Annotated in this window: 30 protein-coding genes; 9 read left to right on the top strand and 21 right to left on the bottom strand. The window is 30.4% G+C overall.

Features of this window, described 5'->3' with window-relative positions:
• The first annotated feature begins 148 nt into the window (after positions 1-148).
• Positions 149-1,132 (top strand): magnesium/cobalt transporter CorA, encoded by a 984-nt coding sequence (gene corA / locus ELQ11_RS04265; protein WP_002861405.1) that lies wholly within the window; start codon positions 149-151, stop codon positions 1,130-1,132.
• Positions 1,133-1,152: 20 nt separating this feature from the next.
• Positions 1,153-1,695, top strand: a complete 543-nt coding sequence (mog, locus tag ELQ11_RS04260; RefSeq protein ID WP_002861404.1) for a molybdopterin adenylyltransferase — start codon at positions 1,153-1,155, stop codon at positions 1,693-1,695.
• Here the strand turns inward: mog and ELQ11_RS04255 are convergent.
• Positions 1,692-1,877: a hypothetical protein gene (locus ELQ11_RS04255; protein ID WP_002861403.1), complete on the bottom strand. Its 186-nt coding sequence runs from the start codon at positions 1,875-1,877 to the stop codon at positions 1,692-1,694. The two genes, mog and ELQ11_RS04255, sit on opposite strands and share 4 nt — an antisense overlap.
• Before the next feature lie 126 nt (positions 1,878-2,003).
• Here ELQ11_RS04255 and ELQ11_RS04250 point away from each other — a divergent pair, with 126 nt between their 5' ends.
• Genes ELQ11_RS04250 through ELQ11_RS04230 form a run of 5 tightly spaced genes read left to right on the top strand, consistent with a single transcriptional unit; the run spans position 2,004 to position 5,941 of the window.
• The gene (locus tag ELQ11_RS04250) at positions 2,004-3,191 is read left to right on the top strand and encodes a M48 family metallopeptidase (protein ID WP_070210737.1); all 1,188 of its coding nucleotides are present in this window, start codon (positions 2,004-2,006) and stop codon (positions 3,189-3,191) included.
• Positions 3,188-4,018: a HemK/PrmC family methyltransferase gene (locus ELQ11_RS04245; RefSeq protein WP_134225159.1), complete on the top strand. Its 831-nt coding sequence runs from the start codon at positions 3,188-3,190 to the stop codon at positions 4,016-4,018. The genes ELQ11_RS04250 and ELQ11_RS04245 overlap by 4 nt, the downstream gene beginning before the upstream one ends.
• The gene (locus tag ELQ11_RS04240) at positions 4,015-4,485 is read left to right on the top strand and encodes a DUF4149 domain-containing protein (RefSeq protein ID WP_002871299.1); all 471 of its coding nucleotides are present in this window, start codon (positions 4,015-4,017) and stop codon (positions 4,483-4,485) included. The genes ELQ11_RS04245 and ELQ11_RS04240 overlap by 4 nt, the downstream gene beginning before the upstream one ends.
• 37 nt (positions 4,486-4,522) lie before the next feature.
• On the top strand, positions 4,523-5,272 hold the full coding sequence (flaC, locus tag ELQ11_RS04235) for a flagellin C (protein WP_070287780.1): 750 nt from the start codon (positions 4,523-4,525) through the stop codon (positions 5,270-5,272).
• Positions 5,273-5,308: 36 nt separating this feature from the next.
• Complete coding sequence (locus tag ELQ11_RS04230) at positions 5,309-5,941, top strand: YggS family pyridoxal phosphate-dependent enzyme (protein WP_052949692.1); 633 nt, start codon at positions 5,309-5,311, stop codon at positions 5,939-5,941.
• 12 nt (positions 5,942-5,953) lie between these two features.
• Here ELQ11_RS04230 and dnaE read toward each other — a convergent pair whose 3' ends face one another.
• Positions 5,954-9,556, bottom strand: a complete 3,603-nt coding sequence (dnaE, locus tag ELQ11_RS04225) for a DNA polymerase III subunit alpha (protein WP_126264580.1) — start codon at positions 9,554-9,556, stop codon at positions 5,954-5,956.
• Positions 9,557-9,750: 194 nt separating this feature from the next.
• Here dnaE and ELQ11_RS10450 point away from each other — a divergent pair, with 194 nt between their 5' ends.
• On the top strand, positions 9,751-9,993 hold the full coding sequence (locus ELQ11_RS10450; protein ID WP_268258782.1) for a SelT/SelW/SelH family (seleno)protein: 243 nt from the start codon (positions 9,751-9,753) through the stop codon (positions 9,991-9,993).
• A gap of 12 nt (positions 9,994-10,005) precedes the next feature.
• Here the strand turns inward: ELQ11_RS10450 and ELQ11_RS04215 are convergent, their stop codons facing one another.
• The 18 genes from ELQ11_RS04215 to ELQ11_RS04130 form a co-directional block, all read right to left on the bottom strand.
• Positions 10,006-10,335 (bottom strand): ArsC/Spx/MgsR family protein, encoded by a 330-nt coding sequence (locus ELQ11_RS04215; RefSeq protein WP_002861397.1) that lies wholly within the window; start codon positions 10,333-10,335, stop codon positions 10,006-10,008.
• Positions 10,332-11,672 (bottom strand): 3-deoxy-7-phosphoheptulonate synthase class II, encoded by a 1,341-nt coding sequence (locus tag ELQ11_RS04210; RefSeq protein WP_070295614.1) that lies wholly within the window; start codon positions 11,670-11,672, stop codon positions 10,332-10,334. The genes ELQ11_RS04215 and ELQ11_RS04210 overlap by 4 nt, the downstream gene beginning before the upstream one ends.
• A gap of 23 nt (positions 11,673-11,695) precedes the next feature.
• Complete coding sequence (uraH, locus tag ELQ11_RS04205) at positions 11,696-12,109, bottom strand: hydroxyisourate hydrolase (RefSeq protein WP_002852246.1); 414 nt, start codon at positions 12,107-12,109, stop codon at positions 11,696-11,698.
• Between the two features lie 122 nt (positions 12,110-12,231).
• Positions 12,232-12,588: a 50S ribosomal protein L19 gene (gene rplS / locus ELQ11_RS04200; protein ID WP_002854824.1), complete on the bottom strand. Its 357-nt coding sequence runs from the start codon at positions 12,586-12,588 to the stop codon at positions 12,232-12,234.
• A gap of 9 nt (positions 12,589-12,597) precedes the next feature.
• Positions 12,598-13,302, bottom strand: a complete 705-nt coding sequence (gene trmD, locus ELQ11_RS04195) for a tRNA (guanosine(37)-N1)-methyltransferase TrmD (RefSeq protein ID WP_052949682.1) — start codon at positions 13,300-13,302, stop codon at positions 12,598-12,600.
• A complete protein-coding gene (rimM, locus tag ELQ11_RS04190) occupies positions 13,299-13,838 on the bottom strand; it encodes a ribosome maturation factor RimM (protein WP_002855099.1) in 540 nt (179 codons plus the stop codon). The genes trmD and rimM overlap by 4 nt, the downstream gene beginning before the upstream one ends.
• On the bottom strand, positions 13,831-14,073 hold the full coding sequence (locus ELQ11_RS04185; RefSeq protein WP_002852144.1) for a KH domain-containing protein: 243 nt from the start codon (positions 14,071-14,073) through the stop codon (positions 13,831-13,833). Before ELQ11_RS04185 ends, rimM begins: the two co-directional genes overlap by 8 nt.
• A 2-nt stretch (positions 14,074-14,075) precedes the next feature.
• Positions 14,076-14,303 carry a 30S ribosomal protein S16 gene (gene rpsP, locus ELQ11_RS04180; protein ID WP_002852274.1) on the bottom strand — a complete coding sequence of 76 codons (228 nt, stop codon included), beginning with the start codon at positions 14,301-14,303 and terminating at the stop codon, positions 14,076-14,078.
• A gap of 65 nt (positions 14,304-14,368) precedes the next feature.
• Positions 14,369-15,706: a signal recognition particle protein gene (ffh, locus tag ELQ11_RS04175; RefSeq protein WP_134225158.1), complete on the bottom strand. Its 1,338-nt coding sequence runs from the start codon at positions 15,704-15,706 to the stop codon at positions 14,369-14,371.
• 67 nt (positions 15,707-15,773) lie between these two features.
• Entirely contained in the window at positions 15,774-16,526 is a 753-nt protein-coding gene (locus ELQ11_RS04170; RefSeq protein WP_126211030.1) for an RluA family pseudouridine synthase, read from the bottom strand.
• Entirely contained in the window at positions 16,507-17,664 is a 1,158-nt protein-coding gene (gene waaA, locus ELQ11_RS04165; protein ID WP_126211031.1) for a lipid IV(A) 3-deoxy-D-manno-octulosonic acid transferase, read from the bottom strand. Before waaA ends, ELQ11_RS04170 begins: the two co-directional genes overlap by 20 nt.
• Positions 17,661-18,377, bottom strand: a complete 717-nt coding sequence (locus tag ELQ11_RS04160) for a zinc ribbon domain-containing protein (protein WP_002871309.1) — start codon at positions 18,375-18,377, stop codon at positions 17,661-17,663. The genes waaA and ELQ11_RS04160 overlap by 4 nt, the downstream gene beginning before the upstream one ends.
• A 9-nt stretch (positions 18,378-18,386) precedes the next feature.
• A complete protein-coding gene (locus ELQ11_RS04155) occupies positions 18,387-19,112 on the bottom strand; it encodes a Nif3-like dinuclear metal center hexameric protein (protein WP_002860024.1) in 726 nt (241 codons plus the stop codon).
• Positions 19,099-19,962 carry a glycine--tRNA ligase subunit alpha gene (glyQ, locus tag ELQ11_RS04150; RefSeq protein WP_002852069.1) on the bottom strand — a complete coding sequence of 288 codons (864 nt, stop codon included), beginning with the start codon at positions 19,960-19,962 and terminating at the stop codon, positions 19,099-19,101. The genes ELQ11_RS04155 and glyQ overlap by 14 nt, the downstream gene beginning before the upstream one ends.
• Positions 19,963-19,973: 11 nt before the next feature.
• Positions 19,974-20,510: a DUF3972 domain-containing protein gene (locus ELQ11_RS04145; protein ID WP_002861385.1), complete on the bottom strand. Its 537-nt coding sequence runs from the start codon at positions 20,508-20,510 to the stop codon at positions 19,974-19,976.
• 9 nt (positions 20,511-20,519) lie between these two features.
• Positions 20,520-21,014: a 5-(carboxyamino)imidazole ribonucleotide mutase gene (purE, locus tag ELQ11_RS04140; RefSeq protein WP_002871310.1), complete on the bottom strand. Its 495-nt coding sequence runs from the start codon at positions 21,012-21,014 to the stop codon at positions 20,520-20,522.
• Positions 21,015-22,268 (bottom strand): peptidase U32 family protein, encoded by a 1,254-nt coding sequence (locus ELQ11_RS04135; protein WP_002871311.1) that lies wholly within the window; start codon positions 22,266-22,268, stop codon positions 21,015-21,017.
• Positions 22,265-22,960, bottom strand: coding sequence for a hypothetical protein (locus tag ELQ11_RS04130; protein ID WP_002871312.1), 696 nt, complete (start codon positions 22,958-22,960; stop codon positions 22,265-22,267). The genes ELQ11_RS04135 and ELQ11_RS04130 overlap by 4 nt, the downstream gene beginning before the upstream one ends.
• A 202-nt stretch (positions 22,961-23,162) precedes the next feature.
• On the opposite strand from ELQ11_RS04130, the gene glnA reads away from it, so the two are divergent.
• Complete coding sequence (glnA, locus tag ELQ11_RS04125) at positions 23,163-24,593, top strand: type I glutamate--ammonia ligase (RefSeq protein ID WP_002854995.1); 1,431 nt, start codon at positions 23,163-23,165, stop codon at positions 24,591-24,593.
• A 65-nt stretch (positions 24,594-24,658) separates the two neighbouring features.
• On the opposite strand, the gene flgG is transcribed toward glnA, so the two are convergent.
• The gene (flgG, locus tag ELQ11_RS04120) at positions 24,659-25,450 is read right to left on the bottom strand and encodes a flagellar basal-body rod protein FlgG (protein WP_002852142.1); all 792 of its coding nucleotides are present in this window, start codon (positions 25,448-25,450) and stop codon (positions 24,659-24,661) included.
• Between the last annotated feature and the right edge of the window lie 23 nt (positions 25,451-25,473).

The raw sequence follows: 25,473 nt of genomic DNA, 5'->3' as shown, positions 1-25,473 counted from the left end.
ATTTGCAAAAACTGATTAAAGATATCTTAAACTAAAGCTTAGTTTAAGAGCTTTAGGTGGAAAATTTGGTTTTTGATTTGCAAAAATTAAAAAATTGATTTTTAAACTAATCAAGGTATAATTTTAAAGTTAAAAATAAGGAATAACTATGCTCTATGTTTATATTAAAACTCAAAATGCTTTAGTTCAAAGAATCAACTTTAATCTCGATAGTCAAGAACTACCACAAAATATTTTATGGATTGATTTACTTCATCCAAGTGCAGCAGAAATTGCTTTTATATCAAGTGAATTTAATCTTGAGTTTCCTACAAAAGAAGAAAGAGAAGAAATAGAACTTAGCGCAAAATATTGGGAAGACAATGCGACAATAACCATCAATGCTCATTTTTTAGTAAGAGATCTTAAAAGCGATGAAGAAGATAGGAATTTAATCAAGCTTCGCACAGAAATTGTTACTTTTGCTACAGCTAAAAATATCTTATTTACTATAAGATATAACGAATTTAGTACTTTTGAAGAAATTCAAGCAAGAATTTTAGCTAGTCCGAAGAATTTTGAAGATGGTTTTGATATTATTGATAAAATGTTTGAAGTGCGCGTTGAAAAAGATGCGGATTTACTAGAATGGATAGATAAAGAAGCAAGACGCTTAAGAACAAGTGTTTTAGAAAAAAAAGATGAATATAGTTATGATGAAATGCTAAAGGATATTTCAAGCTTACAAGAGCTTAATATGCGTGTAAGAGATTCTTTATTTGATAAACGTCGTGCTATGACTTCTTTGCTAAAAAGCGATAAAATTGATAAAGATATAAAACAAAATCTTACTATAGTTTTAAAAGACTTAAATTCTTTGGTTGAATTTAGTGTTTCACAACTTAATATCTTAGACAATATTCAAACCATTTTAGCCAGCCAAATCAACATAGAACAAAACAAAATCATTAAAATTTTTACCGTTGCAACTGTTGCCATGATGCCTCCTACTTTAATAGGAACTGTTTATGGTATGAATTTTAAATTCATGCCAGAACTTGAACTTCACTATGCTTATCCCATAGTGCTTGGCGTGATGGTAATTTCTATCATTTTACCTTTGGTTGTTTTCAAGAAAAAAGGATGGTTATAAAAATTTATTAAGGAGGAACAATGGATACGATAAACATAGGAATTTTAACCCTAAGCGATAGAGCAAGTAGTGGCATATACGAAGATAAAGCTACTGCTGAAATTGAAAGAGTGTTAAATTCATATATAAAAAATGATATTATTTATCATAAAGAATTAATCCCTGATGATTATGATTTGATCATTAAAAAATTACTTTATCTAGCAGATGAAAAAAAATGCGATTTGATTGTTACAAGCGGAGGTACAGGTCCAGCGCTTCGTGATGTAACCCCAGAAGCCACGGAAGCCGTGTGTGATAAAATGATGCCAGGTTTTGGAGAGCTTATGCGCTTAGAAAGTTTAAAATATGTCCCAACAGCTATACTTTCAAGACAGAATGCAGGAATTCGCAATAAATCTTTTATTATTAATTTACCAGGAAATCCTAAAGCTATAAAAGAATGTCTAGAGCCTGTTTTTCCAGCTATACCTTATTGTATTGATTTAATAGAAGGTGCTTATATAGAAGCAAATGATGAAGTTATTAAGGTTTTTCGCCCTAAGAAAAAATGTCAAAATTAAAATTTATTAGCTCTGATAAGTCTGCTTAATTGTCTAGCAAGCAGACTTGCCGAAGCTTCATCTTTACTTATCTTTTGCACTTTATTTTTAAACTTACAAAGTCTGTCATCTAAAATCATATCATTGATTGGAATTTTAGGCTTTTCTTTTTGCTTTTGTGAAATCTTTTTCTTAAAAAACATTCTTTAATCCTTTTTTATAAATATACATCAACTTAGTTGAAAAGAATATTATTTTAGATTTTAAGCTATTAACTTTATTTCATTATTTTAAGCTAGAATTCGCAAAAAACCAATCAAGGAAAAATAATGACTTTAATTGCAATTTTATGTCTTTACACAGCACTTTTATCTTGGATTTCCTATACTCAAATTCGTTTCTTAGAAAGAGAAAAAGACAAACAAGCTCAAATTTTAAGCGAAAAAGACTATCAAAATGCAGCAGACATTGCCATCGAAAATGAAAAATTTAAACTATTTTCCAATTTTTATAATTTAATCATCAATGTTGCATGGATAGGTTTTGGATTTTTATATCTTAAAGAATTACTTATCTCAAATAACACTCGTTTTGAAAATACTTTATTTTTATTATCTTTTTTAATAATCACAAGCATTTTAAATCTACCTTTAAGTATTTATGAAAGTTTTATCAAAGATAAAGCCCATGGTTTTTCAAATATGACTGCAAAACTTTTTATCAAAGACACTGTAAAAAGTCTTATTTTAACTTTAATATTTGGATTTTTAATCCTTTATGCTTTGCTTTTTTGCTATGATTTTTTTGGAACTTTTTGGTGGATTGCGGCCTTTATTTTTGCCTTTTGTATTATAGTAATTATAAATCTCATTTACCCTACCTTGATAGCACCTATTTTTAATAAAATGGAAAAACTAAACGATGAAAATTTGCTGAAAAAAATCAGCTCTTTAATGAAACAATGTGGGTTTAATGCAAATGGGGTTTATGTTATTGATGCAAGCAAAAGAGATAAACGTTTAAATGCTTATTTTGGTGGACTTTTTAAAAGCAAAAGAGTGGTTCTTTTTGATACATTATTAAAAGCTTTAAATGAAAGAGAACTTTTAGCTGTTTTAGGACACGAGCTTGGACATTTTGTTCATAAAGATATTATCAAAGCTTTATTTAACGGTGCTATAACTATGTTTTTACTTTTTTTTGTTTTTGCAAATTTACCTGAATTTGTTTACTTAGAAAGTCATCTAGAAGGAGTAAATGGCGGTGTATTTGCTCTTTTATTTATCTTTGCAAATATTTTTAGCTTTTTAATCTCTCCTATACTTAATGCCTTAAGTAGAAAAAATGAATTTGCAGCTGATCAACACGGAGCTAAAGTTACAAGCAAAGAAGATATGAAAAATGCGTTGATAGCTCTAGCAAGAGAAAATAAAGCTTTTATCAAAACAAGTAAAATATATACATTTTTTTATCTCAGTCATCCAAGTATTAGCGATAGAATCAAGGCTCTTTCTTGACTATAAAAAATGCTCTTATAGAAGCTAAATCTAGGTTAAAAGGTTATGAAAATGAAGCAGTATTTATACTCTGTGAATATCTAAAAAAAGATAAAGCTTGGTTATTTTTAAACCAAGATATAGAAATAGATCACAAACCTTATTTTGAGCTTATAAGACGTTTTAAATCTGGAGAACCTTTTGAATATATATTTGAAAAAGTGGATTTTTGGGGCTTAGAATTTAAGATAAAAAAAGGTGTTCTAATCCCTCGTTACGATAGTGAAATTTTACTTTTTCAAATTTTAAATTTATGCAAAAAAAATACTTTTAATAAGATTTTAGAAATAGGATTTGGAAGCGGAATTTTAAGCATTGTTTTAGCCAAAGAACTTGGGTTAAAAATCACAGCCTGTGATATCAATCCTAAAGCCTTAGAATTAGCTTTAGAGAATGCCAAATTACACAAAGTCGATCACTTGATTGACTTTAAACTTTGTAATTTTAAGCAAATTAAAGAAAATTATGATTTTATTTTTTCAAATCCACCTTATATTAAAAATTCATATCCTATAGATATTTGGGTACAAAAAGAACCCAAAGAAGCTTTATTTGGCGGAGAAAAAGGATATGAAATTCTAGAAGAAATCATACATTTTTCCCTCGATAAAAAAGTTAAATTTTTAGCTTGTGAATTTGGCTATGATCAAAAAGAAATTTTGGAAAAAATCTTATATCAAAATAATTTCATTGTTGATTTTTTCAAAGATGAACAAGGTTATAATCGTGCTTTTATAGCTAAATTTACAAATATGCGTTATGATAAAAATAAAAGGAGAAACTTTTGAAAGCTGTTAATTTATTTTTACTTGCCTCCATCATAGGGGTTGAACTCATACTAGGAATAGTTGTTGCACCAACAATTTTTTTTCCTCAGAATCTTATAGGGGAAGGAGTATTGAGCCATTTTCAAAGTGGCTTAATGATGACGCAAATTTTTATTAAAATGGGATATTTACTGATTTTTGTTTCAGTGGTTAATTTTTTATATGAAATTTATTCTCTTATAAAAGATGAAATAAAATTTCAAATAAAATTTTCAAAATTTATGCTGAGTTTGCTTATTTTGATTTTAAGCTTAATATTTGTTTTTTATTTTACTAATACCATAATTGAACTCCAAAACTTAGGAGAAAACGCTACAAAAACTCAAGAATTTATCAGTATCCATAATGCAAGTGAAGTGGTGATTAAAATCATCTTGATAATGCAAGTTTTTTTATATTTCTTAAGCTTTAAAATAGCAAAAAAATGATAAAATATAAATAAATCTGAAAGAGAAGGAGTAGGCCATGATGATCTCTGAAGCAACTATGATGCAACAAAATTATTATTTAAATAATGCACAAAAAGCTAGCGATAAAGCTTTAGAAAATATTGCAGCTGTTCGCGCAATAAGTGGAGTTGATAGTGCTAATTTAGCTATTGCTGATTCTTTAAGATCTCAATCAAGTACTATAGATCAAGGTGTCGCAAATGCTTATGATGCTATAGGGGTTTTACAAATTGCAGATGCTAGCCTTACCAATATCTCTCAAAGCGCAGATAGACTTAATGAACTTTCAGTAAAAATGAACAATGCTGCACTTAATGATTCTCAAAAAGGAATGCTAAGAACAGAAGCAACACGCATACAAGAATCCATCAATGATTCTTTTAATAATGCAACTTATAATGGAAAAAATGTCTTTCAAACTATGAATTTTGTAGTAGGTAGCGGAACTGAAACTACAAATTTAAATCCATTGGCAACAGGTGGATTAAGCATAGATAATCAAGATAGTATTACAAATTTTATGGATCAACTTGGAAGTTTAAGAAGTGAAATAGGCTCAGGTATCAATGCCATTACATCAAATATTAATGCAAGTGTTCAAAACAGCATCAACTCAAAAGCAGCTGAAAATAATTTACTAAATAATGACATGGCAAAAAATGTTAATGATTTTAATGCCAATTATCTAAAAGAAAATGCTGCTGCTTTTGTTGCTGCACAATCTAACATGCAGCTTCAAAGCAAAATTGCTAATTTACTACAATAATATAAGCCCTAAAATAGGGCTTATTTCTTTATCAAAATGACTTTAGAACAAATTTTAGAAAAAACCAAAAACATTCGCCTTGTAGCTGCAAGCAAGTATGTCGATGCAAGTATAATTGAAAAGCTTTTTGATCAAGGTATAGTAGAATTTGGAGAAAATCAAGTCCAAGCTCTAGCACAAAAAAAAGAAAATCTTGATGAAAAAAAACTAGATATAAAATGGCATTTTATAGGAACGCTACAAAGCAACAAAATCAATCTCTTAATCAAACAAAAACCTATATTATGGCACTCTTGCAATGGTATTAAAATAGCTAAAGCTATGGACAAAAGACTTGATTATAAATTAAATACTTTATTAGAAATCAATAGTGCAAATGAAAATAGTAAAAGTGGTCTAGATCCAAATCAAGCTGTAGAAGAATATTTACAAATACAAGAAGAATGCCCTAATCTAAATCTTTGTGGTGTAATGAGCATAGGCTCACACAGCCAAGATAAAGAAAGTATTATAAAAAGCTTTGAAACTACATTTAAAATTTATGAAATTCTTCAAAAACATGGAGCTAAAATTTGCTCTATGGGAATGAGTAATGATTTTGAAATTGCTATAAAATGCGGATCCAACTTGGTAAGACTTGGGAGCATTTTATTTAAAAATCTCAAGTAAGAACAATCTTACTTAAGCATATTTATTAGAAATTTCCTCTACTATACTATCAGAGATAATAAAATCTGTATGATAAAGCAAGCAAGATCCCGCGCTAATAACTTTTAAAACAAGTTTTTTATTATTTTTTTCATTAGGATTATGTGCATTTCTAGCAATTTCATGAATTTCATAGATTAATTCTCTATTTAATCTTGTCAAATCTAGCTCTATGATATTTTTTTCAAATTCCTTAGGTTCTGCGGTAAAATGATTTTCTTCTTTATTTTTGAAATCTTTTTTTGCTCCAAATTTTTTTATAGCTTTAATCTCGCCATCTTCAAGACTTTGTAAATCTTTAATTGCTTTTAAAAAAAAGCTAGGCTTCTCCCCTCCCTCAGCTTTAAATCCCAATACAAAACCATAGGCATTATTTTTTAAATTTTCATCTTTGATGATGTTTTCTATTTCTTCTACATTGCTTTCAAATACAGTAGCATCAAACGAAGAATAATAATCCAAAATTTCAATTCTACCATAACGCTTATTATTTTTACTCATCATGGATTTGAAATCTTCAATTTTACCTATACTTAAAATTTCTCCATTGTTTTTTAAACTTTCAAAATCTAAACTTTTAACATAATCTATGGCATTAATTTGTTCATAAAATCGATCTAAAGGATGGCCTGAAACATAAATTCCTAAAATTTCTTTTTCATATCCTAATTTTTCCATCACTTCAAATTCTTCATTTTTGGGAGTAAAATTTACTTGAACACCTGAAGTTAATTCCTCTTCACCAAAAAGAGAACTTGCAGCATTTTTTCTTACTTCAGCCATTTTACGCGATGCTTCGCTAAGATTTTCCATATTATCAAACAAAGCTTTTCTAGTAAAACCAAACTCATCAAAAGCCCCTGCCTTAATAAGACTTTCTAATGTTCTACGGTTTATTTTGGTAGGATCTATCTTACCTAAGAAATCATTAATATCTTTAAATTCTCCATCTTGTCTTGCTTCAAGTAAATTTTCAACTGCAGGAATACCCACACTTTTTATAGCCCCAAGTCCGTATATAATAGCATCCTTACCATCTTGCTCTAAAGCACTAAATTCACGGATCGCTTTGTTAATCGATGGAGGTAAAAGTTTAATATTCATTTTTTTCATCTCATCAATATAAACAGCAATTTTATCCACATTGTTTTCTTCGCTTGTTAAAAGCGCTGCCATAAATTCACTAGGATAATAAGTTTTTAAATAAGCTGTTTGAAAAGTAATCAACGCATAAGCCGCAGAGTGAGATTTATTAAAACCATATCCTGCAAATTTTACGATAAGCTCCCATAAATCCTCAGCTTTTGCTCTATCATATCCTTGTTTTTCTGCTCCATCTGCAAAATCAGTTTTAAGCTTTTTCATCTTCTCAGGATCTTTTTTACCCATAGCACGACGTACTACATCAGCACCTCCTAAAGAAAAGCCACCTATAATTTGAACAATTTGCATAACCTGTTCTTGATAAACGATAACCCCATAAGTAGGCTCTAAAACCTTTTCTAAACTGTCAAAAGGATATTCTATACTTTTTAAACCATGCTTTCTGTCGATAAAATCATCAAGCATTCCTGATTCCATAGGGCCTGGACGATAAAGCGCAAGAACCGCAATGATATCTTCAAAACGCTCTGGTTTTAAGCGTGCATTTAAGCTTTGCATACCGCCTGATTCGATTTGAAAAATCCCTAAAGTATTTCCACTTTGTATGGTTTTATAAACTTTGCTATCATTTACATCTATAGTTTCCCAAATAATGTCTTTATTGTAACGCTTTTTAATAAGCTTGATTGCATTGTTGATTACTGTTAAGGTTTTAAGACCTAAAAAGTCAAATTTTATCAAATCCACATCTTCTAAATGATCTTTAGAATACTGCGTTACCAAATGTCTTTCATCATTTTTACTTTGTCTAAAAAGCGGAGTTTTCTTCCATAAACTTTCATTAGAAATTACAACACCTGCTGCGTGCATACCCGCATTGCGATTTAATCCTTCTAAAGCTCTTGCATACTCCCAAACTTCAGGACCTTTAGGATGACGATCGATAAATTCTTTGATTTTAGGTTCTTTTTCATAAGCAGCATCAAGAGTGATTTTAAGCTCTTCAGGCACAAGTTTAGCAAGCTCATCAGCATCTTGAATACTCATATCACAAACTCTAGCCACATCACGAATCACCCCTTTAGCTAAAAGCTTACCAAAGGTAATAACCTGTGCAACCTTATCCGCTCCATATTTATCAATCACATAATCAATCACTTCAGCACGTCTGTCTTGACAAAAATCCACATCAATATCAGGCATGCTCACACGCTCAGGATTTAAAAAACGCTCAAAAAGTAGACTATAAGGAATAGGATCTAAATCCGTAATCCTTAAACAATAAGAAACCAAACTTCCTGCAGCTGATCCTCTTCCAGGGCCTACTGGAATACCTTTATCCTTAGCCACTTTAATAAAATCATGAACAATAAGCATATAACCTGAAAATTTCATATTTTTAATGATGTTAATTTCTACTTCAAGCCTTTGTTTGTATTCTTCATGCTTACTTTCATCGATAAATTTTAATCTCTCTTCAAGTCCTTTTTTACAAAGCTCTTCAAAAACTATGTCATCATTATCAAAGCTAAATTCTTTTGTTTCTTCAGGCAAGGTAATATTATGATTTTTAGCATATTCTCTTGTAAATTTGAAATTCGGTGGAGTGGGATTGCCAAGATTAAGCTCTAAATTACATTTTTGTGCAATTTCTTGTGTATTTTCTATAGCTTCTGGAATATCTGCAAAAAGCTCACTCATTTGCTCAGGACTTTTAACATAAAATTCATGCACACTATGACGTATTCTATCAGGATCATTAAGTTTTTTTCCCATAGCTATACACATAAAAACCTCATGGGCAGCCGCTCTTTCTTTAAAAGTATAATGCGTATCATTTGTAGCAATAATTTTTATATTTAATTCTTTAGAGAGTCTGATAATATCATCATCTATCATTCTTTGATCACTTATACCATGACGCATGATTTCAAAATAAAAATCATCTTTAAAAACTTTTTTATACCATAATGCCGCTTCTTTTGCTGCCTCATAGCCTTTTGCACCAAAACGTACATTTCTTTCACTATAAGTATTTAAGTGCCAATTTACTTCACCTTGCAAGCAAGCAGAAGAACAAATAAGACCTTCGCTATGTTTTTCTAAAAGCTTTTTATTGATACGTGGATAATAATACAAACCTTTAATATAACTTTGAGAGCTTAAATACATTAAATTTTGATATCCAATCTCATTTTTTGCATACAAACAAAGGTGGAAACGCTGGCGAGAACTTTTATCATCTAATTCATCGTGATTATGCAAATACGCTTCCATACCAATGATAGGTTTTAAACCTTGTGCTTTCATTGTTTGATAAAAATCAATTGCCCCAAACATATTTCCATGATCTGTCATAGCAACACTTGTAGCACCCTGCTCTTTTAAAGTCAAAGCTAATTCTTTAAGCTTATTAGCTCCATCAAGCAAAGAATATTCTGTATGTAAATGCAAGTGTGTAAATTGACTCATTTTCTTCCTTTAGTTTTTTAAGGCTTATTTTAATTTTGATAAAAATTATAAATTTTTCTCGCTGAATTTGAAAGAAATTGACCCTAAATTTCAACTTAAATTTTACAAAAAAGGCAAAAATTCAGCCAAAATAAACTATAATAAAAATCTAAGATTTTAATCTTAATAAAAAGAACTTTTCAAAGGATGAAATGATGAAAGTAAAAATTACTTATTGCAATCTTTGAAATTATCGCCCACAAGCTGCAAGGGTTGCAGAAGAACTACAAAGCGATTTCAAAGATGTTGAAGTAGAATTTGAAATTGGCGACAGAGGTGATTTTATCGTTGAAGTAGACGGAAAAGTTATCTTCTCTAAAACACAACTTATTAATTGCGAAAGTGAAAGATTTCCATATCAAAATGAAATTAATCAATTAATAAAAAATAGAGTGTAATCAAACACTCTATCATAATATTTTCTCATATTCCTTGCCAATATATATGTTTTGCTCATACTCGATAATAGGACGCTTAATGCAGCTTGGATTTTCTAATACAATTTTCTCAAGTTCTTTTTCATTTAAACTTTTAACTTTTTCTTTGTTTAAACCAAGTTTTTTAGAAGTTAATCCAGCAGTATTGATAAGATCTTCAAAAGATTTTTGTTTTAACCATGTGTATAAAATATCTTGATTAATCTTTTTAATATCCATAAAATCAAATACAACACCTTTTTGTGTTAAAGCATCCATAGCTTTCTTTACAGAATTGCAATTTTTAATACCATAAAGTTTCATTTTCTAGCCTTTTTTACTAAATCTGCAATTAAAAAAGCAAGCTCTAATGCTTGATCCGCATTAAGCCTTGGATCGCATTGAGTCTCATAACGATCTTCTAAGCTTTGAGCAGTAACATTGCTTGCACCACCTGTGCATTCTGTTACATCTTTTCCGGTCATTTCAAGATGCACTCCACCTGGATAAATCCCTTCGCTTATTGCAATCTCAAAAAAAGATCCCACTTCTTGCATGATTTTGTCAAACTCACGTGTTTTAAAATTACCTGCTTTTACTGTATTTCCATGCATAGGATCTATGCTGTATACTAAATTTAAACCTTCACTTTTAAGTTTGGAGAAAATTTTTGGCAAATTATTGATAATTTTATCTGCACCCATGCGGATAATAATATTTAATCTTCCTTCTTCATTATTTGGATTTAAAACATTTGCTAAAGCTATGATATCATCAGCACTTGCACTAGGTCCTATTTTAACCCCTAAAGGATTTTTTACTCCTCTTAAAAAATGTACATGAGCTTCATCAAGCGCCCTTGTTCTTTCACCTATCCAAAGCATGTGAGCTGAACAATCGTAAATTTCTCCACTTAAACTATCCACTCTAGTTAAAGCTTCTTCATAAGGCAAAAGCAAAGCTTCATGTGAAGTATAAACACTAACTTCTCTTAGACTCGGAGTATTACTTGTATTAATCCCACAAGCTTCCATAAAAGCCAAAGCTTGTGAAATTTTTTCACTGATATCAGTATATTGCTTATGGAGTTCACTCTTTTTTAAAAACCTCAAATTCCAACGATGCACTTCATGCAAATCTGCTAAACCACCCTTAGCAAATCCGCGCAACAAATTTAGCGTTGTTGCACTTTGATAATAAGCTTCAAGCATTCTACGTGGATCAGGAATGCGCGCTTGTTCGCTAAATTCAAAACCATTAATAATATCACCACGATAACTAGGAAGACTTATACCATTTAACTCTTCAAAATCACTACTTCTTGGCTTGGCAAACTGCCCTGCAATACGACCAATTTTTACAACAGGACATCCACCGGCAAATGTAAGCACTATAGCCATTTGAAGTAAAATTTTAAACATATCACGGATATTTACAGCACCAAAATTTTCAAAGCTTTCAGCACAATCTCCACCTTGAAGTAAAAAAGCTTCTTTTTTACAAACTCTTGCTAAAGACTTTTGAAGATTTCTCACTTCTCCAGCAAAAACCAAAGGAGGAAGTTTCTCAAGTCTTGCTAAAACTCTATTCATCTCCTCTTGGTCTGGATAGATAGGTTGCTGTTTTATGGGATAGTTTTTCCAAGAATTCTTAGTCCACATGGTTTTTTCTTTCGTTTTATTGATCAGCTTCCTCTATAAGTTGAATAACCAAAAGGAGAAAGGGTTATTGGAACATGATAATGTTTTTGATCTTTAGAAAGCTCAAAACTTACCTCTACAAAAGGATAAAAAGTATTTATTTTGTGTGATGTGTAATAGTCTTTTGTGAAAAATTTAAGCTTATAAATTCCAAAAGCCCTATTTTCAGCTTTTTCATATGGTAACAAATCTCCTATTCTACCATTTTCTTCGGTAAATTCTTCACTTACTTTTTTCCACTGTTGATTTGCTTCCAACTTATAAAGCTCAACTTTTACTTTAGGAGCAGGTTGTCCAGAAGTAATATCCAAAACATGAGTGCTTAATTGATATTCAGTAGCACTCAAAAACATTGGCACGCTTGCTAGTATTAATAAAGTTTTTTTAATAGAAAACATTTTCTCTCCTTGTATAATATTTACAAGGAATATCATACAAGAGTATTATTAATAAACAATAAAAATTATAAATTAATTATAATTATTTAATTGTTAGACTTATAATAAAAAATAATTATAAATTATTTTTTAAGCTCTTTAATACGTGCTGCTTTACCGCGTCTATCTCTTAAGTAGAATAATCTTGCACGGCGTACACGACCACGACGCAAAACAGTAATACTTTCCAAACTCTCACTATAAATAGGGAAAATTCTCTCAACGCCAACATTATTAGCACCCATTTTACGTACGATAAAAGTTTCGCTTACGCCATTACCTCTTCTAGCAATACAAATACCCTCAAAATTTTGGATTCTTGTTTTATCTCCTTCTTTGATACGAATTGCAAGCTTTAAAGTATCACCAGCACGAAAATCTGGAACATTTTTACCTTCAATTTGTTTTGCTTCAAATTGTTCTATATATTTATTTTTCATAAAAATCCCTTATTTTTTGCGTTCATGCTCTAAAAATAAATCTGGACGAAAAAATTTCGTTTTGCAAGACGCCAAAGTAGTTTTTAAACTTGCAATTCTAGCGTGATTACCCTTTAAAAACTCTGAAGGAGTATAAAATTTTTGATTTTTTTTCTCAAAAATAAAAGGTTTTGAAAAAGCAGGTGCTTCGAGTAAATTATTTTCAAAGCTTTCTTCTTCCAAACTTTCCATATTCCCTAAAACCCCGTTAACATTTCTTAAAATCGCATCACACATTGCAAGCGCAGGTAATTCTCCTCCTGTTAAAATAAAATCCCCTATGCTAAAAACTTCATTCGCAAAAATTTCAAGCACTCTTTCATCTATACCTTCATAGCGCCCACATACAAAAACTATGTGTTCTTTTTTACTTAAGCGTTTGGCGTCTTTTTGATTAAAAGTTTTACCACTTGGATTTAAAAAAATAAAATAGGGATTTTCTTTTTTTTCTTGAATACTTTTTAACACCTCATACATAGGTTCAGCTTGCATCAAAAGTCCAGCTCCACCACCTATTTTATAATCATCGACTTTATGATAAGAATTTTTAGAAAAATCTCTTGGGTTATAAAAATTAAGTTTGAAAAGTTTTTTTTCTTTTGCTCTTGCAAGTATAGAATCCTGGAAGTAAAATTCCATAAGATTAGGGAATAAAGAAACGAAACTAAATTTCATGAATTTTCTAAAATTAAAAAAGCATCTTGCGTGCAAAAAATCTGTCGTTTTTCTATATCTATATTTTTAACAAATTTATCTAGATACGGAATAAAAAATATTTTAGGATATTTTTTTTCAACCCATTTTTCATCACTTTGAATTTCAAATAAATAAGAAGCTCCAGTTTCCAAGATATCAATCACTTTACCTAATCTTTTATCTTCTTCAAAAACTTCACACTCTAAAATATCAAAATAAAAAAACTCATCTTTTTTTAATTTACAAGTTTGTCTGCTTTTCTCGATACTCTGAAAAAGAATAAGATTAATTAATTCTTTGGCCTTTTCTATATCTTCATAATTTTCAAATAAAACAGTAGAATTGCTTGCATTATAATGCTTAATCTTTAACATTTCTTTGGTGTTTTTTATAAAAAAAGTAGCATCTTTTTTAAATTGAGAAGAAAAGTCGCTCAGGTTATGCAATTTTACATAACCCTTAAGACCCACAGTTTTACCAAGTTTTGCAACTTGAACAAAATCTTTTTCACTCAAGTGCTTTTACCGTTACTCTATAAGAACTTGCATCCTTACTCTTATAAGCAGAGATTACGGTTTTTATAGCATTGATCATTTTTCCATTTTTACCTATAAGCTTACCTGTATCAACCTTATGTGCAAAAAGAACAATCTCAAAAAAATTTTCACTTAATTCAATTTTTTGAGTATCAATCTGTTCAGGATAATCTGCAATTAATTTTGCGTATTCTCTAAGAAAATTCTCTACCATGATTATTTGCTAGTGATAGAAGCAACTTTATCGCTAAGTTTTGCACCAACACTTTTCCAATAAGCTAAACGCTCTGCATCAACTTTAATTACCTCAGGTTCTACCATAGGATTATAATACCCAATACTTTCTATCCAACCACCATCACGACGTTTTCTACTGTCTGTAACTACAATACGATAAAATGGTCTTTTAGTTCTACCCATTCTTGTAAGTCTAATAACTGTCATTTATACTCCTTAAAAAATTAAAAATTTTATTTATAGATACTATAAAAAGTATTTATAAATAAAATTTAAAATTGCCTTCTAGCTTGGCTCATCATTTGTGTCAAATTCTCCATTCCTTTTTTGCCTGAAAATCTTTTTGCAAGTTTTGCTACATTACTAAATTGTTTTAAAAAACGATTGACTTCTACCTGAGAAAGACCTGCTCCCTCTGCTATACGACGTTTTCTAGCATTATTTAACAAATCAGGATTTTCTCTTTCTTTTGGAGTCATTGAAGAAATCATTGCCTTAATATGTATAATCTCTTTAGAATTATCCAAATCTATATCTTTTACCGCATTTGCCATTCCGCCAAGTCCTGGTATCATACCGATTAAAGACTTCATACTTCCTAATTTTTTAATACTTTCCATTTGGTTAAGAAAATCATTAAAATTAAATTCACCTTTTTTAATTTTTTGATTGAGTTTTTTAGCTTCTTTTTCATCAATCACTGCAGCAGTTTTTTCAGCTAAAGTAGCCAAATCACCCTCGCCCATGATACGACTTACTATGCGATCTGGTATAAAAACTTCTAAATCTGCTACTTTTTCACCTACACCAATAAATCTTAAAGGAATACCGATTTGTTTTGCTATACCTAAGGCTACTCCACCTTTAGTATCTGCATCAAATTTTGATAAAATTACCCCGCTGATACCTAAAACTTCATTAAAACTAGCCGCAGTCTTAACCCCATCTTGACCACTCATTGCATCAGCAACATAGAAAATCTCATCAGGATTTAAAACATCCTTAACTGCTTTTAATTCATTCATCAAAGTCTCATCTATAGCCAAACGCCCAGCAGTATCCACAAGCAAAACATCCACCATAGAACTTTCAGCCTTTCTTAAAGCCTCTTTAGCAACCCTAATAGGATCTTTTTCATTTTCTATGAAGAAAAGTTCAATTTCATTAGCTTCACAAAGTTGTCTTAGCTGCTCCACTGCCGCTAAACGCTGTAAATCACAAGCTGCAACTAAAACTTTTTTATTGCGTAATTTTAAATAATTTGCAAGTTTGATAGTGCTTGTAGTCTTACCGCCCCCTTGCAAACCTGCCATTAGAACTACTGTTGGGGGTTTAGAAGCAAAAACAAAACCTTGATTTTTGCCATTGACACTTAAAATATTTTCTAAATTTACTTTAATGGCATTTAAAAATTGTTTTTGACCTATTCCGTTTTGCTTTACATCTTCTTCTATCAAAGTCAAAAGCTCTTTAGTTACCTTATGGTGAACATCTGCTTTTAAAAGAGCTTTTTTTAAGGTTTCTAAAGCGTTCTTAAGTGCTTTTTCATCATCAACAAAACGTAATTTATTAATCGCTGATTTAAAAGATTCGCTAACTAACTCAAACACTTTATCACCTTTCTATAAAATTTTTAAATTAAACCTTGCATTATACAAAATTTTTTCTTAAATGGCTTTAAAAATCTAAATTTTTTATCTCAAAGCCAAATTTTGCAAAACCACTATCTAAATTAGCCTTAAAATGATAATCAAAAATTTTAATTTCATAACTATGTAAATACATTCTATCGCTTGAAATTTTAGCATATTTTTCATCACCTACAACGCCATGTTTTATAAATTTAGCATGCACTCTGATTTGATGAGTTCTACCTGTTTGAATGACTATTTTTGCTAAGGTTTTTTTTGACTGCAACATAATAGGAGTAATGATACTTAAGGCACTTAAACCATCTTTTGAAACTTTACTTAATGCTCCACATTTTGCTTTTATGGTAAAAATAGGCTCATTCACTTCAACCTCTTCAGCCAAAACCCCATCTAAAACCGCAATATAACTTTTATAAACTCTGTTTTTTTTAAATTCTTCTATACAAAGCTTTCTAAAATCTTCATCTTTGCAAAGCAAAATCACACCGCTTGTTTCTTTGTCTAAACGATTTAAAAGCTTGGCATTAAATTTTTTCTCCAAGTCTTCACTCACATAAGCATAAGGTTTATTAATAGCAATAATCTTATCATCTTCAAAAATAATTTGAGGATTTTTGGTTTTTATCACATTAAATCTTGCCTTATTGCTCATCAAAGCTCTAGCAACCACAACTTTTTTTCCATGTGAAAAAACACAACCCTTATCAATCAAATCTTTAGCTTCACGATTTGAAATTTTTTCTTGCAAAGCTAAGAGTTTATAAGCTTTTTCTTGCATCAATTCCCTTTTGTATAGTTTGCATGATAAGATCTAAATTTTCTTTTTTGGAAATTTTAGCTTTTAAATTTAAATAATGGATTTTATCATTTAAATCTTTTAAATTTTCACAAAAATATACATTTTCCACTTCTTCAAACAAAGCCTTTTGATTGTGAATAAATTTCCCGCTGATTAATACATTGTCAAAATATGCCACTTCTATAGGATTATGTCCTCCTATACCTTCTATGAAAGAACCTCCAAGTACAACAACATCAGAAATTGCATAAAAATTTACAAGCTCTCCTAAAGCATCTAAAAGCAAAATTTTTTTAGCAAATTTCTTATTTTCATCTTTTAAAGAACTAAATTTTTCAAATTCCAAACCTTTGTTTAAAAGCAAATTTTCAACTTCTTTAAAACGCTCAGGGTGTCGTGGGGCGATAATTAGTTTTTCATTTTCTTCTAGTTTAAAATGATCAAGCAAAAGCTCTTCTTCATCTTTATGCGTACTAGCAAAAATGATAAGCTTTTCCTTAGGTTTGGCATAAATTTTATTTTTTTTAATTTCTAAATTTGCCTTAATATTTTTAAAAATTTTAACATTTTTAGCTCCCAAACTTTCAAGTCTTACTTTATCTAATTCACTTTGAGCAAAAACTTCATCAATATAAGAAAAAATTTTTTTATAAAAAAAAGAAAATCTTTGATAAGAATGATAAGATTTATCAGATATTCTTGCATTAAGCAAAATAATCTTAGTTTTATAAATGTGTGCCATGAAAACAAGCATAAGCCAATATTCTGCTTCAAAAATTACCAAAACCTTACAAGGCTTAAACCAAAAAGGCAAAAAATTTTCAAAAGCAAGATAATTTACCTTTTTACAAAATTCTTTTGCATATTCAAAACCTGTTTGAGTAATAGTAGTTATTCTTGAATCAAATTTCAAAACCAAAGTTTTAATACTTCTTACCTCCCCGTAAGAACAAGCATGAAAATGTACATCAGCTTTTTCTTGATGTAAATTTTTATAAAGAAAAAATCGGGATTTTAAACTAGTTTTGTATTTGGATTTTAAAAAAGAAAGCAAAAGAATAAAGACGGCGCAAAATAAAAATGCCGTCCAAGTTAAAAAATAATAAAAAAAGATCAATTTTGTTCTTCTTGCTCTTTATAAAGAATTCTTCCACAATGAGGACAAGTTACAATCTCTTCACCTTTTACAACAGACAGATAAGTCTTATCGTAAATTTTCATAAAACATCCATAGCATGCTTGTTTTTTAACAGGAACTACAGCAGTATTTTTCGCCCATTTGCGAATTTTTTCATAAAAACTTAAAACTTTTTGATTCATCTCGCCCACAAGTTTGGTTTTTTTATCATAAACACTCATTCTATCTTTTTCAAGAATTTCCATTTCAGATTTAATGCTTGCTCTAATCTCATTAATATTTTGCTCTTGTTTGATTTTTTCTTCTTCAAGTTCTTTTTTATAAGTTTCTTTATTCTCTAAAATTTTATCCAGTCTTACAATTTCATCATTTGCAGCGTCTAATTGCTCTTTTGCAATATCTTCTTCAATTTTTAAAGCATTAGCTTCTTTTTCTGTTTTTACTGCACCACTTTTTTTAGAAAGCTCTTTAATTTTTGCCGAAAACTCAGAAATATGAGCATTATTTTGTACTTTTTGATTTTCTATATCTTTGATTTCTTCATCAATTTTTTCTAAATCTGTGTTGATTTTTCCTATTTTTAACTCAGCATCTTTTAAAGTCTTATTAATACTGTCTATTTTTGGTTCATAACTATCAATTTCTTGATCTATTTTTGATAAAAGCACTAATTGTTCGAGATATTTATTCATTTATTTTCCTTAAAAATATTGAAATGGATTTTTTGAAACTGTTATTATAACTTGTAGCGGCAAATTTTTCAAGTCTTTTGCTAAACATTGAGAAAAATATCTCTCACTTTCAAAATGACCCAAATCAATAAGACTGATTTGATTACTAAGCGCCTCTAAAGCTTGATGATATTTAAAATCTCCACTTAAAAAACAATCCGCATCTACTTTAGAAATTAAATCCCCGCCACTTCCAGTACATATAGCAATGCGCTTAATGTCTTTTTTGCCACAATCACTTACACGTAAAATTTGCAAATTTAACTTTTTTTTCACCCAGTCACACAAAGCTTCAAAAGACATAGAATTTTCCACATAAATTAAAAATTCATCTTTAAAAGAAATTTTAAAACCTAAAATTTCTTCCGTAAAATAAGTATTTAAATGACTTAAATCGTAATTTGTATGCATGCTGATTAAAGAAATATTTTTATAAATCATTTCTTTGATAAAAGCCCTAGGATAAGTCTTGTCATATAAATCTTTTAAACCTTTAAATATCAAAGGATGGTGTGTGATAATTAAAGAATTTTCACTCGCTTCTTTAATGATATTTTCATCAATATCTAAGCTTAAATAAACAGTTGAAATTTCACTATCCCTATCTCCAAGCAAAATTCCACTATTATCCCATGATTCTTGGATATCAAAGGGACTTAATTGATCTAAAAAATTATAAATTTCACTCAGCTTCATTTAAATTTTTCTTATAAATTTCAGCACAATTTTTTGAAAGTTCACGAATTTTTAACATATAATCTTGTCTTTGTGCTACAGAAATTGCTCCTCTTGCATCTAAAAGATTAAAAGTATGTGCAGCAAGCATACAATAATCATAAGCAGGTAAAGCTAGTCCTTGTTCTAAAATATTTTTACATTCCTTATAAGAATTTTCAAACTGCTCATTTAAGATTTTAACATCACTTACTTCAAAATTGTATTTACTAAATTCATATTCACTTTGCTTATGCACATCTGCGTATTTAATTTTTTCTCCATTAAATTCACTCCAAACTATATCATAAACATTATCAACATTTTGAAGATACATGGCTATTCTTTCAAGACCATAGGTAATTTCAGCACTTACTAAATCTACTGCTATACCGCCAACTTGCTGAAAATAAGTAAATTGAGTAACTTCCATACCATCAAGCCATACTTCCCAGCCTAAACCCCAAGCACCCAAACTTGGACTCTCCCAATTATCTTCAACAAAACGAATATCATGACTTTTTAAATCAAAACCCAAATTTTCAAGACTTTTAAGATATAATTCTTGGATATTATCAGGACTAGGTTTAATCAAAACTTGAAATTGATAATAAGCACCTAAGCGATTAGGATTTTCACCATAACGTCCATCAGTAGGCCTTCTACTTGGAGCCACATAAGCAGCTGCCCAAGGTTTTTTTCCTAAACTTCTTAAAAAAGTTGCTGGATGAAAGGTTCCTGCACCTGCTGGCATATCATAAGGTTGCATAATCGCACAACCTTGCTCTTGCCAATAATTTTGTAAATTAAGTATCATTTGTGAAAAAGTCATTGTATCTCTCTTTATTGTTCCATATTTTCAATAGGTTTTTCTAAATTTTTATTCATTTCCAAATCAGGCTCTGTCTTAGCTCCAAAAATTTCTGCAGTTTTACTCCACATTAATTTATATTTACGCTTGAGAAATTCTATCTCTTCACGCGCATGCTTTAACTCATTATTTAAGGTTTCTATAGTTTTTCTATCTTCATCATAAAGTTCTTGCATAGAATAAAGAGCATCTTTTAAAAATTTATTCTCATTTTTTAATGCTTCAAGTGTTTCATCTTTAGCATCTAAAACTTTTTCATGTAAATTTAAAATAGTTCCTATTGTTTTTTCAACAAAACTTTCCCCTGCTAAAGTCATTGAATTTACCATTGCAGGTTGAGATTTCGCAGCACTAGGTACTACGCTAAAAGTACCTTGATGAGCTTCAATATAAATTTTACCCTCTTCTTCTTTAAAATTTAAAGCCCCATTAGCCATCATACCTTTAACCACATCTTCATTTAAATGCACAAGTTTACAAAATTCTTCAAGTTCAAGATAGGTTTGCATTTTTATCCCTTATAATAAAACTTCTACTTCTTTTGAATCAGATATAAGTTTTTTTTCTTTTTCAAGACGATCTTCTTTAAGCTTTTGCGCTAAATCAACATCATAAATAGCTAAAATTTGCATAGCTAAATAAGCAGCATTGATTGCTCCAGCCTTACCAATAGCTAGAGTTCCCACAGGAATTCCACTAGGCATTTGTACCGTAGAAAATAAAGAATCCATACTTGCAAGATTGCTTCCCGACATAGGCACTCCTAAAACAGGTTTTGTCGTATAAGCTGCAACAGCTCCAGCTAAATGCGCTGCCATTCCAGCTGCTGCTATAAAAACCTTCGCACCTTTTTCTTCGGCATTTACAATATACTCTTTTGTTCTTTTTGGACTACGATGAGCTGATGAGATGATAAGTTCATACTTTACCCCAAAACTTTCTAAAGTTTTAGCAGCCTCTTTCATAGTCTCATAATCACTCTTGCTTCCCATTAAAATAGAAACAAAATTCATCTATATTTCCTTTCTTAAAAAACTTAATGCACTGATTTTATTTGGTAATTGGATTTCATGTTCATTGCCACTATGAATTTCGCTAAATTCTTTATTGTTTTTAGCAATGAGTTTTTTAAACTCTATAAAATATTTATCCTCTTTTTGATAAATTTTACCTAGTTCATTATCGCAAGTTTGAATCACATCGCCTAAAGGGGCTAAAATTTCATAAGGCGTGTTTAAAACGATTTTCCCTTTACATTTAAAAAAGCTTCCATCTTCGCTTATAGCATGCACTTGATGAGAACCTTCTTCTATGCTTGTATTATGATTTTGCGTGTCGGTTTTTTCCAAAGGACGCGAAACAAGATAGCCATCTGTAAAACCACGATTTTTAAGTGTAGCAATCTCTTTTTCATACTTACTTGACTCAAATTTACCCTCTAAAGAATCTTGTATGGCCATTTTATAAGTCCTTGTTGTAAGCGCAACATAATATTCGCTTTTAGTACGCCCTTCTATTTTAAAAGCACTGATACAATTTTCTTGCATGATTTTTTCTATATAAGAACAAAGATTTAAATCTTTAGAATTAAAAATATGAGTACCATTTTCATCTTCTTCTAAGCGAAATAAAGTGCCATTTTCTGGATTTTTAGCATAAAGCTCATAATTAAATCTACAATCATTTGCACAAGATCCACGATTGCTCATTCTTCCACTTTGCACAGAGCTTATTAAACAACGCCCTGAATAAGCAAAACACATAGAACCATGCACAAAGGCTTCGAGTTCAATATCGCAATTTTCCTTTAAAGCTTTAGCGTCTTTAAGCCCTAATTCTCTGGCAATTACAACCCTTTTAGCACCCAAATCCTTATAAACTTGAGCATCTAAATAATTTAAAATATTTGCTTGAGTAGAAACATGTAAAGAAATTTCAGGTGCAAGTTCTTTAACAAGACGCATAGCTCCAACAGAAGCTACAATAAAAGCATCGGGTTTCATCTCACGTAATTTTAATATATGTCTTTTTAAACCTTCAATTTGAGAGCTTAAATGAAAACCATTTAAAGTAACATAAATTTTCTTACCACGCTCATGAGTATATTTGATAGCTTCTTCAAAACTTTCATAATTAAATTCTCTTGCAGTGCGTGATCTTAAAGAAAAATTATTCACACCCGCATAAACCGCATCTGCGCCATAAGCTAAAGCAATTTTTAATTTTGTGAAATTTCCTGCAGGAGCTACTATTTCAGGAATGATCATTTTTGCCCTAAACTTGCAATTAAAGCTTCTATATCATCATTACTTACAACATCAGCAGTACTATCACCTTCAATATGCACTGCAGAACTTACACGTTTTTTATCATCAATTTTACCTTCAAATAAAGAACTCATATAACGGCTTAAAGCACGCATTACATTAATAACACGTTCGATTTTTTGACGATGTATATCTTGATACTGCATTGCATCCATTGCCATCATCACTTCATCTTGTCCGCTTTGAAGATTTCCGACAATCTCCTTAGAACTTTTTTTAGCTTGATTGTTTAATTCTAAAGCTTCACTGAAACTTTCCACATTAGGAAATTTTTCATTAAGTTTAGAAAAAATATCAATATTTTTTTCTATTGCTTTATTTATTTCTTTGAATAAACTTTCAGAATCCGCAAAAAAATTATTAATACTTTCAAGCTTATCCATCATTTCCGTTGCTTTAAGCTCGCTATCTTTTGTAACATCATCTAACTGATGTACAACTTTATGCTCCTGATTTGGTGGGGGTGGTGGCCATACTACACTAGGATTAGGTTTGTAATCAGCTATTTTGACATCTTCTAACATCAAAGCATCTTCTTCGGTATTCGATTCTTCGGTTTTTACCTCTGCTTCTGTCTCTGAATCAAGATCAACATCACCATTCATCAAAGCATCAAGCTCTTCTTGAGTCATTTTTTTCCCTTTTTTAAATCTAGATTTTCAATAATTGCTTAAAATTATAATCAATTTTATCTAAAACAAAAATATAAATTTTTATTTTTTAATCTTTTTAAATTAAATTTTTAAATTTATTAAAAAAAATATATTAATTAAATCTTAATTAAAAATTTTATGATATAATTTTATAAATTTAATTACATAAAGGAGTAAAAATATGGGAAAATTTGTTAATAATATAGATGATTTTTTCAAATTTTGCAAACAAAATGAAGTGCTTTTTGTTGATTTTCGTTTTACAGATATGATAGGAACTTGGCATCATATTACCTATAATCTTCATGCAATCAATGAAGAAACATTTCAAACTGGCATTCCATTTGATGGAAGCTCAATCCATGGATGGCAACCTATAGAAAAATCAGATATGATTTTAAAACCTGATGCTCAAAGTGCTTTTTTAGATCCTTTTACAGCTGATCCTACTATCATAGTATTTTGTGATGTGTATGATATTTACAAAGGACAAATGTATGAAAAATGTCCAAGAAGCATAGCAAAAAAAGCAATGGAACACCTTAAAAATAGTGGCATAGCTGATACTGCTTACTTTGGACCAGAAAATGAATTCTTTGTTTTTGATAGTGTAAAAATAGTTGATACTACTCATTGTTCTAAGTATGAAGTTGATACCGAAGAAGGAGAGTGGAATGATGATAGAGAATTTACTGATAGCTATAATACTGGACACAGGCCAAGAAACAAAGGTGGATATTTTCCAGTTCAGCCAATTGATTCTTTAGTAGATATTCGTTCTGAAATGGTTCAAACCCTTGAAAAAGTAGGTCTTAAAACTTTTGTTCATCATCATGAAGTTGCACAAGGACAAGCTGAAATAGGAGTAAATTTTGGCACGCTTGTAGAAGCAGCTGACAATGTTCAAATTTATAAATATGTTGTAAAAATGGTAGCTCATTTAAATGGCAAAACTGCCACTTTTATGCCAAAACCTTTATACGGAGATAATGGCAATGGTATGCATGTTCATATGAGCTTATGGAAAGATGGGGTAAATTTATTTTACGATAAAGATGGATACAGTGGACTTAGTCAAACTGCTATAAATTATATAGGTGGAATTTTAAAAAATGCTAGAAGTGTCGCAGCTTTTACAAATCCAAGTTCCAACTCTTACAAAAGAATAGTTCCTGGCTTTGAAGCTCCTTGTATTTTAACTTATTCTTGTCAAAACAGATCAGCAAGTTGTCGCGTTCCTTATGGCATAGGTAAAAATTCAGCTCGTATAGAAATTCGCTTCCCTGATAGTACTGCTAATCCTTATTTAGCTTTTGTTAGTCTTTTAATGGCAGGGCTTGATGGAATCAAAAATAAAACCATTCCTGTAGGTCCTATGGATGAAAATTTATTTGATCTTACTTTGGATGAAATACGTGAAAAAGGGATAGAGCAATTACCACATACTCTAAGAGGAAGTTTAGAAGCTTTAATCCGACATAATTCTTATTTAAAACCTGTAATGAGCGATATTTTTATCGATGACTATCAGCATTTAAAATTTGAAACACAAGTTTGGCCAGTAGAAGCTCGTCCAACTGCTTATGAATTTAAAACTTGCTACTCTTGCTAAAAATTTAATGGCGTTTAACACGCCATTAAACTAAAAAAGAATTAAAAATATTTATTTTATATCAACTATCGCTTAAGTTGATTTACAATTCCTAGCATATCATCACTTGTTGTAATTGCCTTAGAACCCGCTTCATAAGCCCTTTGTCCTGTGATAAGATCTGTCATTTCTTCAACAAGCTGAACATTACTAAGTTCTATAAATCCATGTCTTATTGTTCCAAGTCCATCTTGTCCTGCTATACCCGCAACAGGTGCACCACTTGCTCCTGTTTCAAGATAAAGATTATCACCCATAGAATGAAGACCCGCTGGATTTATAAACTGAACTAGCTCCACTTGGCCAATTTGAGTTTCTTGTTGCTCCCCTGGTAGCATTACAGAAACGGTTCCATCTGTAGCAACATTAATTGCTGTTGCGCCTTCAGGTATTGTCATTTCAGGTAAAAGTCTATAACCATCTGAATTTACAATATTGCCTTCATTATCTTTTGTAAATTGCCCATTTCTAGTATATCCTATAGTGCCATCAGGAAGTTGTATTTGAAAAAACCCATTACCTGCAATAGCCATATCAAGACCATCAGTACTTGTTGATTTTAAATTTCCTTCAGTAAAAACTTTAGTTACCGCTGTTGGACGCACACCCACACCCACTTCTATACCCGAAGGAGAAAGAGTAGTAGCTGAAGTTGAAGTTCCTGCATACTTCATAACTTGATACATAAGATCAGCAAATTCTGCGCGACTTTTCTTAAAACCTGCTGTATTAACATTGGCGATGTTATTTGAAGTAACATCAATTTGTGTTTGCTGCGCTACCATTCCCGTAGCAGCAGTATGAAGTGATCTCATCATTTTTAATCCTTTTTTTATTTTAT

It is taken from the genome of Campylobacter sp. US50a, assembly GCF_004379015.1.
Classification (GTDB): Bacteria; Campylobacterota; Campylobacteria; order Campylobacterales; family Campylobacteraceae; genus Campylobacter_D; species Campylobacter_D jejuni.
The sequence above is the reverse complement of the archived record's forward strand: the minus strand, read 5'-3'. Positions and strand labels throughout refer to the sequence as shown.

What these genes read in the sequence shown, in the direction of transcription:
- corA (WP_002861405.1), top strand. Translation starts at nt 149, where the DNA reads ATGCTCTATGTTTATATTAAAACTCAAAATGCTTTAGTTCAAAGAATC.
- mog (WP_002861404.1), top strand. Translation starts at nt 1,153, where the DNA reads ATGGATACGATAAACATAGGAATTTTAACCCTAAGCGATAGAGCAAGT.
- ELQ11_RS04255 (WP_002861403.1), bottom strand. Translation starts at nt 1,877, where the DNA reads ATGTTTTTTAAGAAAAAGATTTCACAAAAGCAAAAAGAAAAGCCTAAA.
- ELQ11_RS04250 (WP_070210737.1), top strand. Translation starts at nt 2,004, where the DNA reads ATGACTTTAATTGCAATTTTATGTCTTTACACAGCACTTTTATCTTGG.
- flaC (WP_070287780.1), top strand. Translation starts at nt 4,523, where the DNA reads ATGATGATCTCTGAAGCAACTATGATGCAACAAAATTATTATTTAAAT.
- ELQ11_RS04230 (WP_052949692.1), top strand. Translation starts at nt 5,309, where the DNA reads ATGACTTTAGAACAAATTTTAGAAAAAACCAAAAACATTCGCCTTGTA.
- dnaE (WP_126264580.1), bottom strand. Translation starts at nt 9,556, where the DNA reads ATGAGTCAATTTACACACTTGCATTTACATACAGAATATTCTTTGCTT.
- ELQ11_RS04215 (WP_002861397.1), bottom strand. Translation starts at nt 10,335, where the DNA reads ATGAAACTTTATGGTATTAAAAATTGCAATTCTGTAAAGAAAGCTATG.
- ELQ11_RS04210 (WP_070295614.1), bottom strand. Translation starts at nt 11,672, where the DNA reads ATGTGGACTAAGAATTCTTGGAAAAACTATCCCATAAAACAGCAACCT.
- uraH (WP_002852246.1), bottom strand. Translation starts at nt 12,109, where the DNA reads ATGTTTTCTATTAAAAAAACTTTATTAATACTAGCAAGCGTGCCAATG.
- rplS (WP_002854824.1), bottom strand. Translation starts at nt 12,588, where the DNA reads ATGAAAAATAAATATATAGAACAATTTGAAGCAAAACAAATTGAAGGT.
- trmD (WP_052949682.1), bottom strand. Translation starts at nt 13,302, where the DNA reads ATGAAATTTAGTTTCGTTTCTTTATTCCCTAATCTTATGGAATTTTAC.
- ELQ11_RS04185 (WP_002852144.1), bottom strand. Translation starts at nt 14,073, where the DNA reads ATGGTAGAGAATTTTCTTAGAGAATACGCAAAATTAATTGCAGATTAT.
- rpsP (WP_002852274.1), bottom strand. Translation starts at nt 14,303, where the DNA reads ATGACAGTTATTAGACTTACAAGAATGGGTAGAACTAAAAGACCATTT.
- ELQ11_RS04170 (WP_126211030.1), bottom strand. Translation starts at nt 16,526, where the DNA reads ATGCAAGAAAAAGCTTATAAACTCTTAGCTTTGCAAGAAAAAATTTCA.
- ELQ11_RS04160 (WP_002871309.1), bottom strand. Translation starts at nt 18,377, where the DNA reads ATGAATAAATATCTCGAACAATTAGTGCTTTTATCAAAAATAGATCAA.
- ELQ11_RS04155 (WP_002860024.1), bottom strand. Translation starts at nt 19,112, where the DNA reads ATGAAGCTGAGTGAAATTTATAATTTTTTAGATCAATTAAGTCCCTTT.
- glyQ (WP_002852069.1), bottom strand. Translation starts at nt 19,962, where the DNA reads ATGACTTTTTCACAAATGATACTTAATTTACAAAATTATTGGCAAGAG.
- ELQ11_RS04145 (WP_002861385.1), bottom strand. Translation starts at nt 20,510, where the DNA reads ATGCAAACCTATCTTGAACTTGAAGAATTTTGTAAACTTGTGCATTTA.
- purE (WP_002871310.1), bottom strand. Translation starts at nt 21,014, where the DNA reads ATGAATTTTGTTTCTATTTTAATGGGAAGCAAGAGTGATTATGAGACT.
- ELQ11_RS04135 (WP_002871311.1), bottom strand. Translation starts at nt 22,268, where the DNA reads ATGATCATTCCTGAAATAGTAGCTCCTGCAGGAAATTTCACAAAATTA.
- ELQ11_RS04130 (WP_002871312.1), bottom strand. Translation starts at nt 22,960, where the DNA reads ATGACTCAAGAAGAGCTTGATGCTTTGATGAATGGTGATGTTGATCTT.
- glnA (WP_002854995.1), top strand. Translation starts at nt 23,163, where the DNA reads ATGGGAAAATTTGTTAATAATATAGATGATTTTTTCAAATTTTGCAAA.
- flgG (WP_002852142.1), bottom strand. Translation starts at nt 25,450, where the DNA reads ATGATGAGATCACTTCATACTGCTGCTACGGGAATGGTAGCGCAGCAA.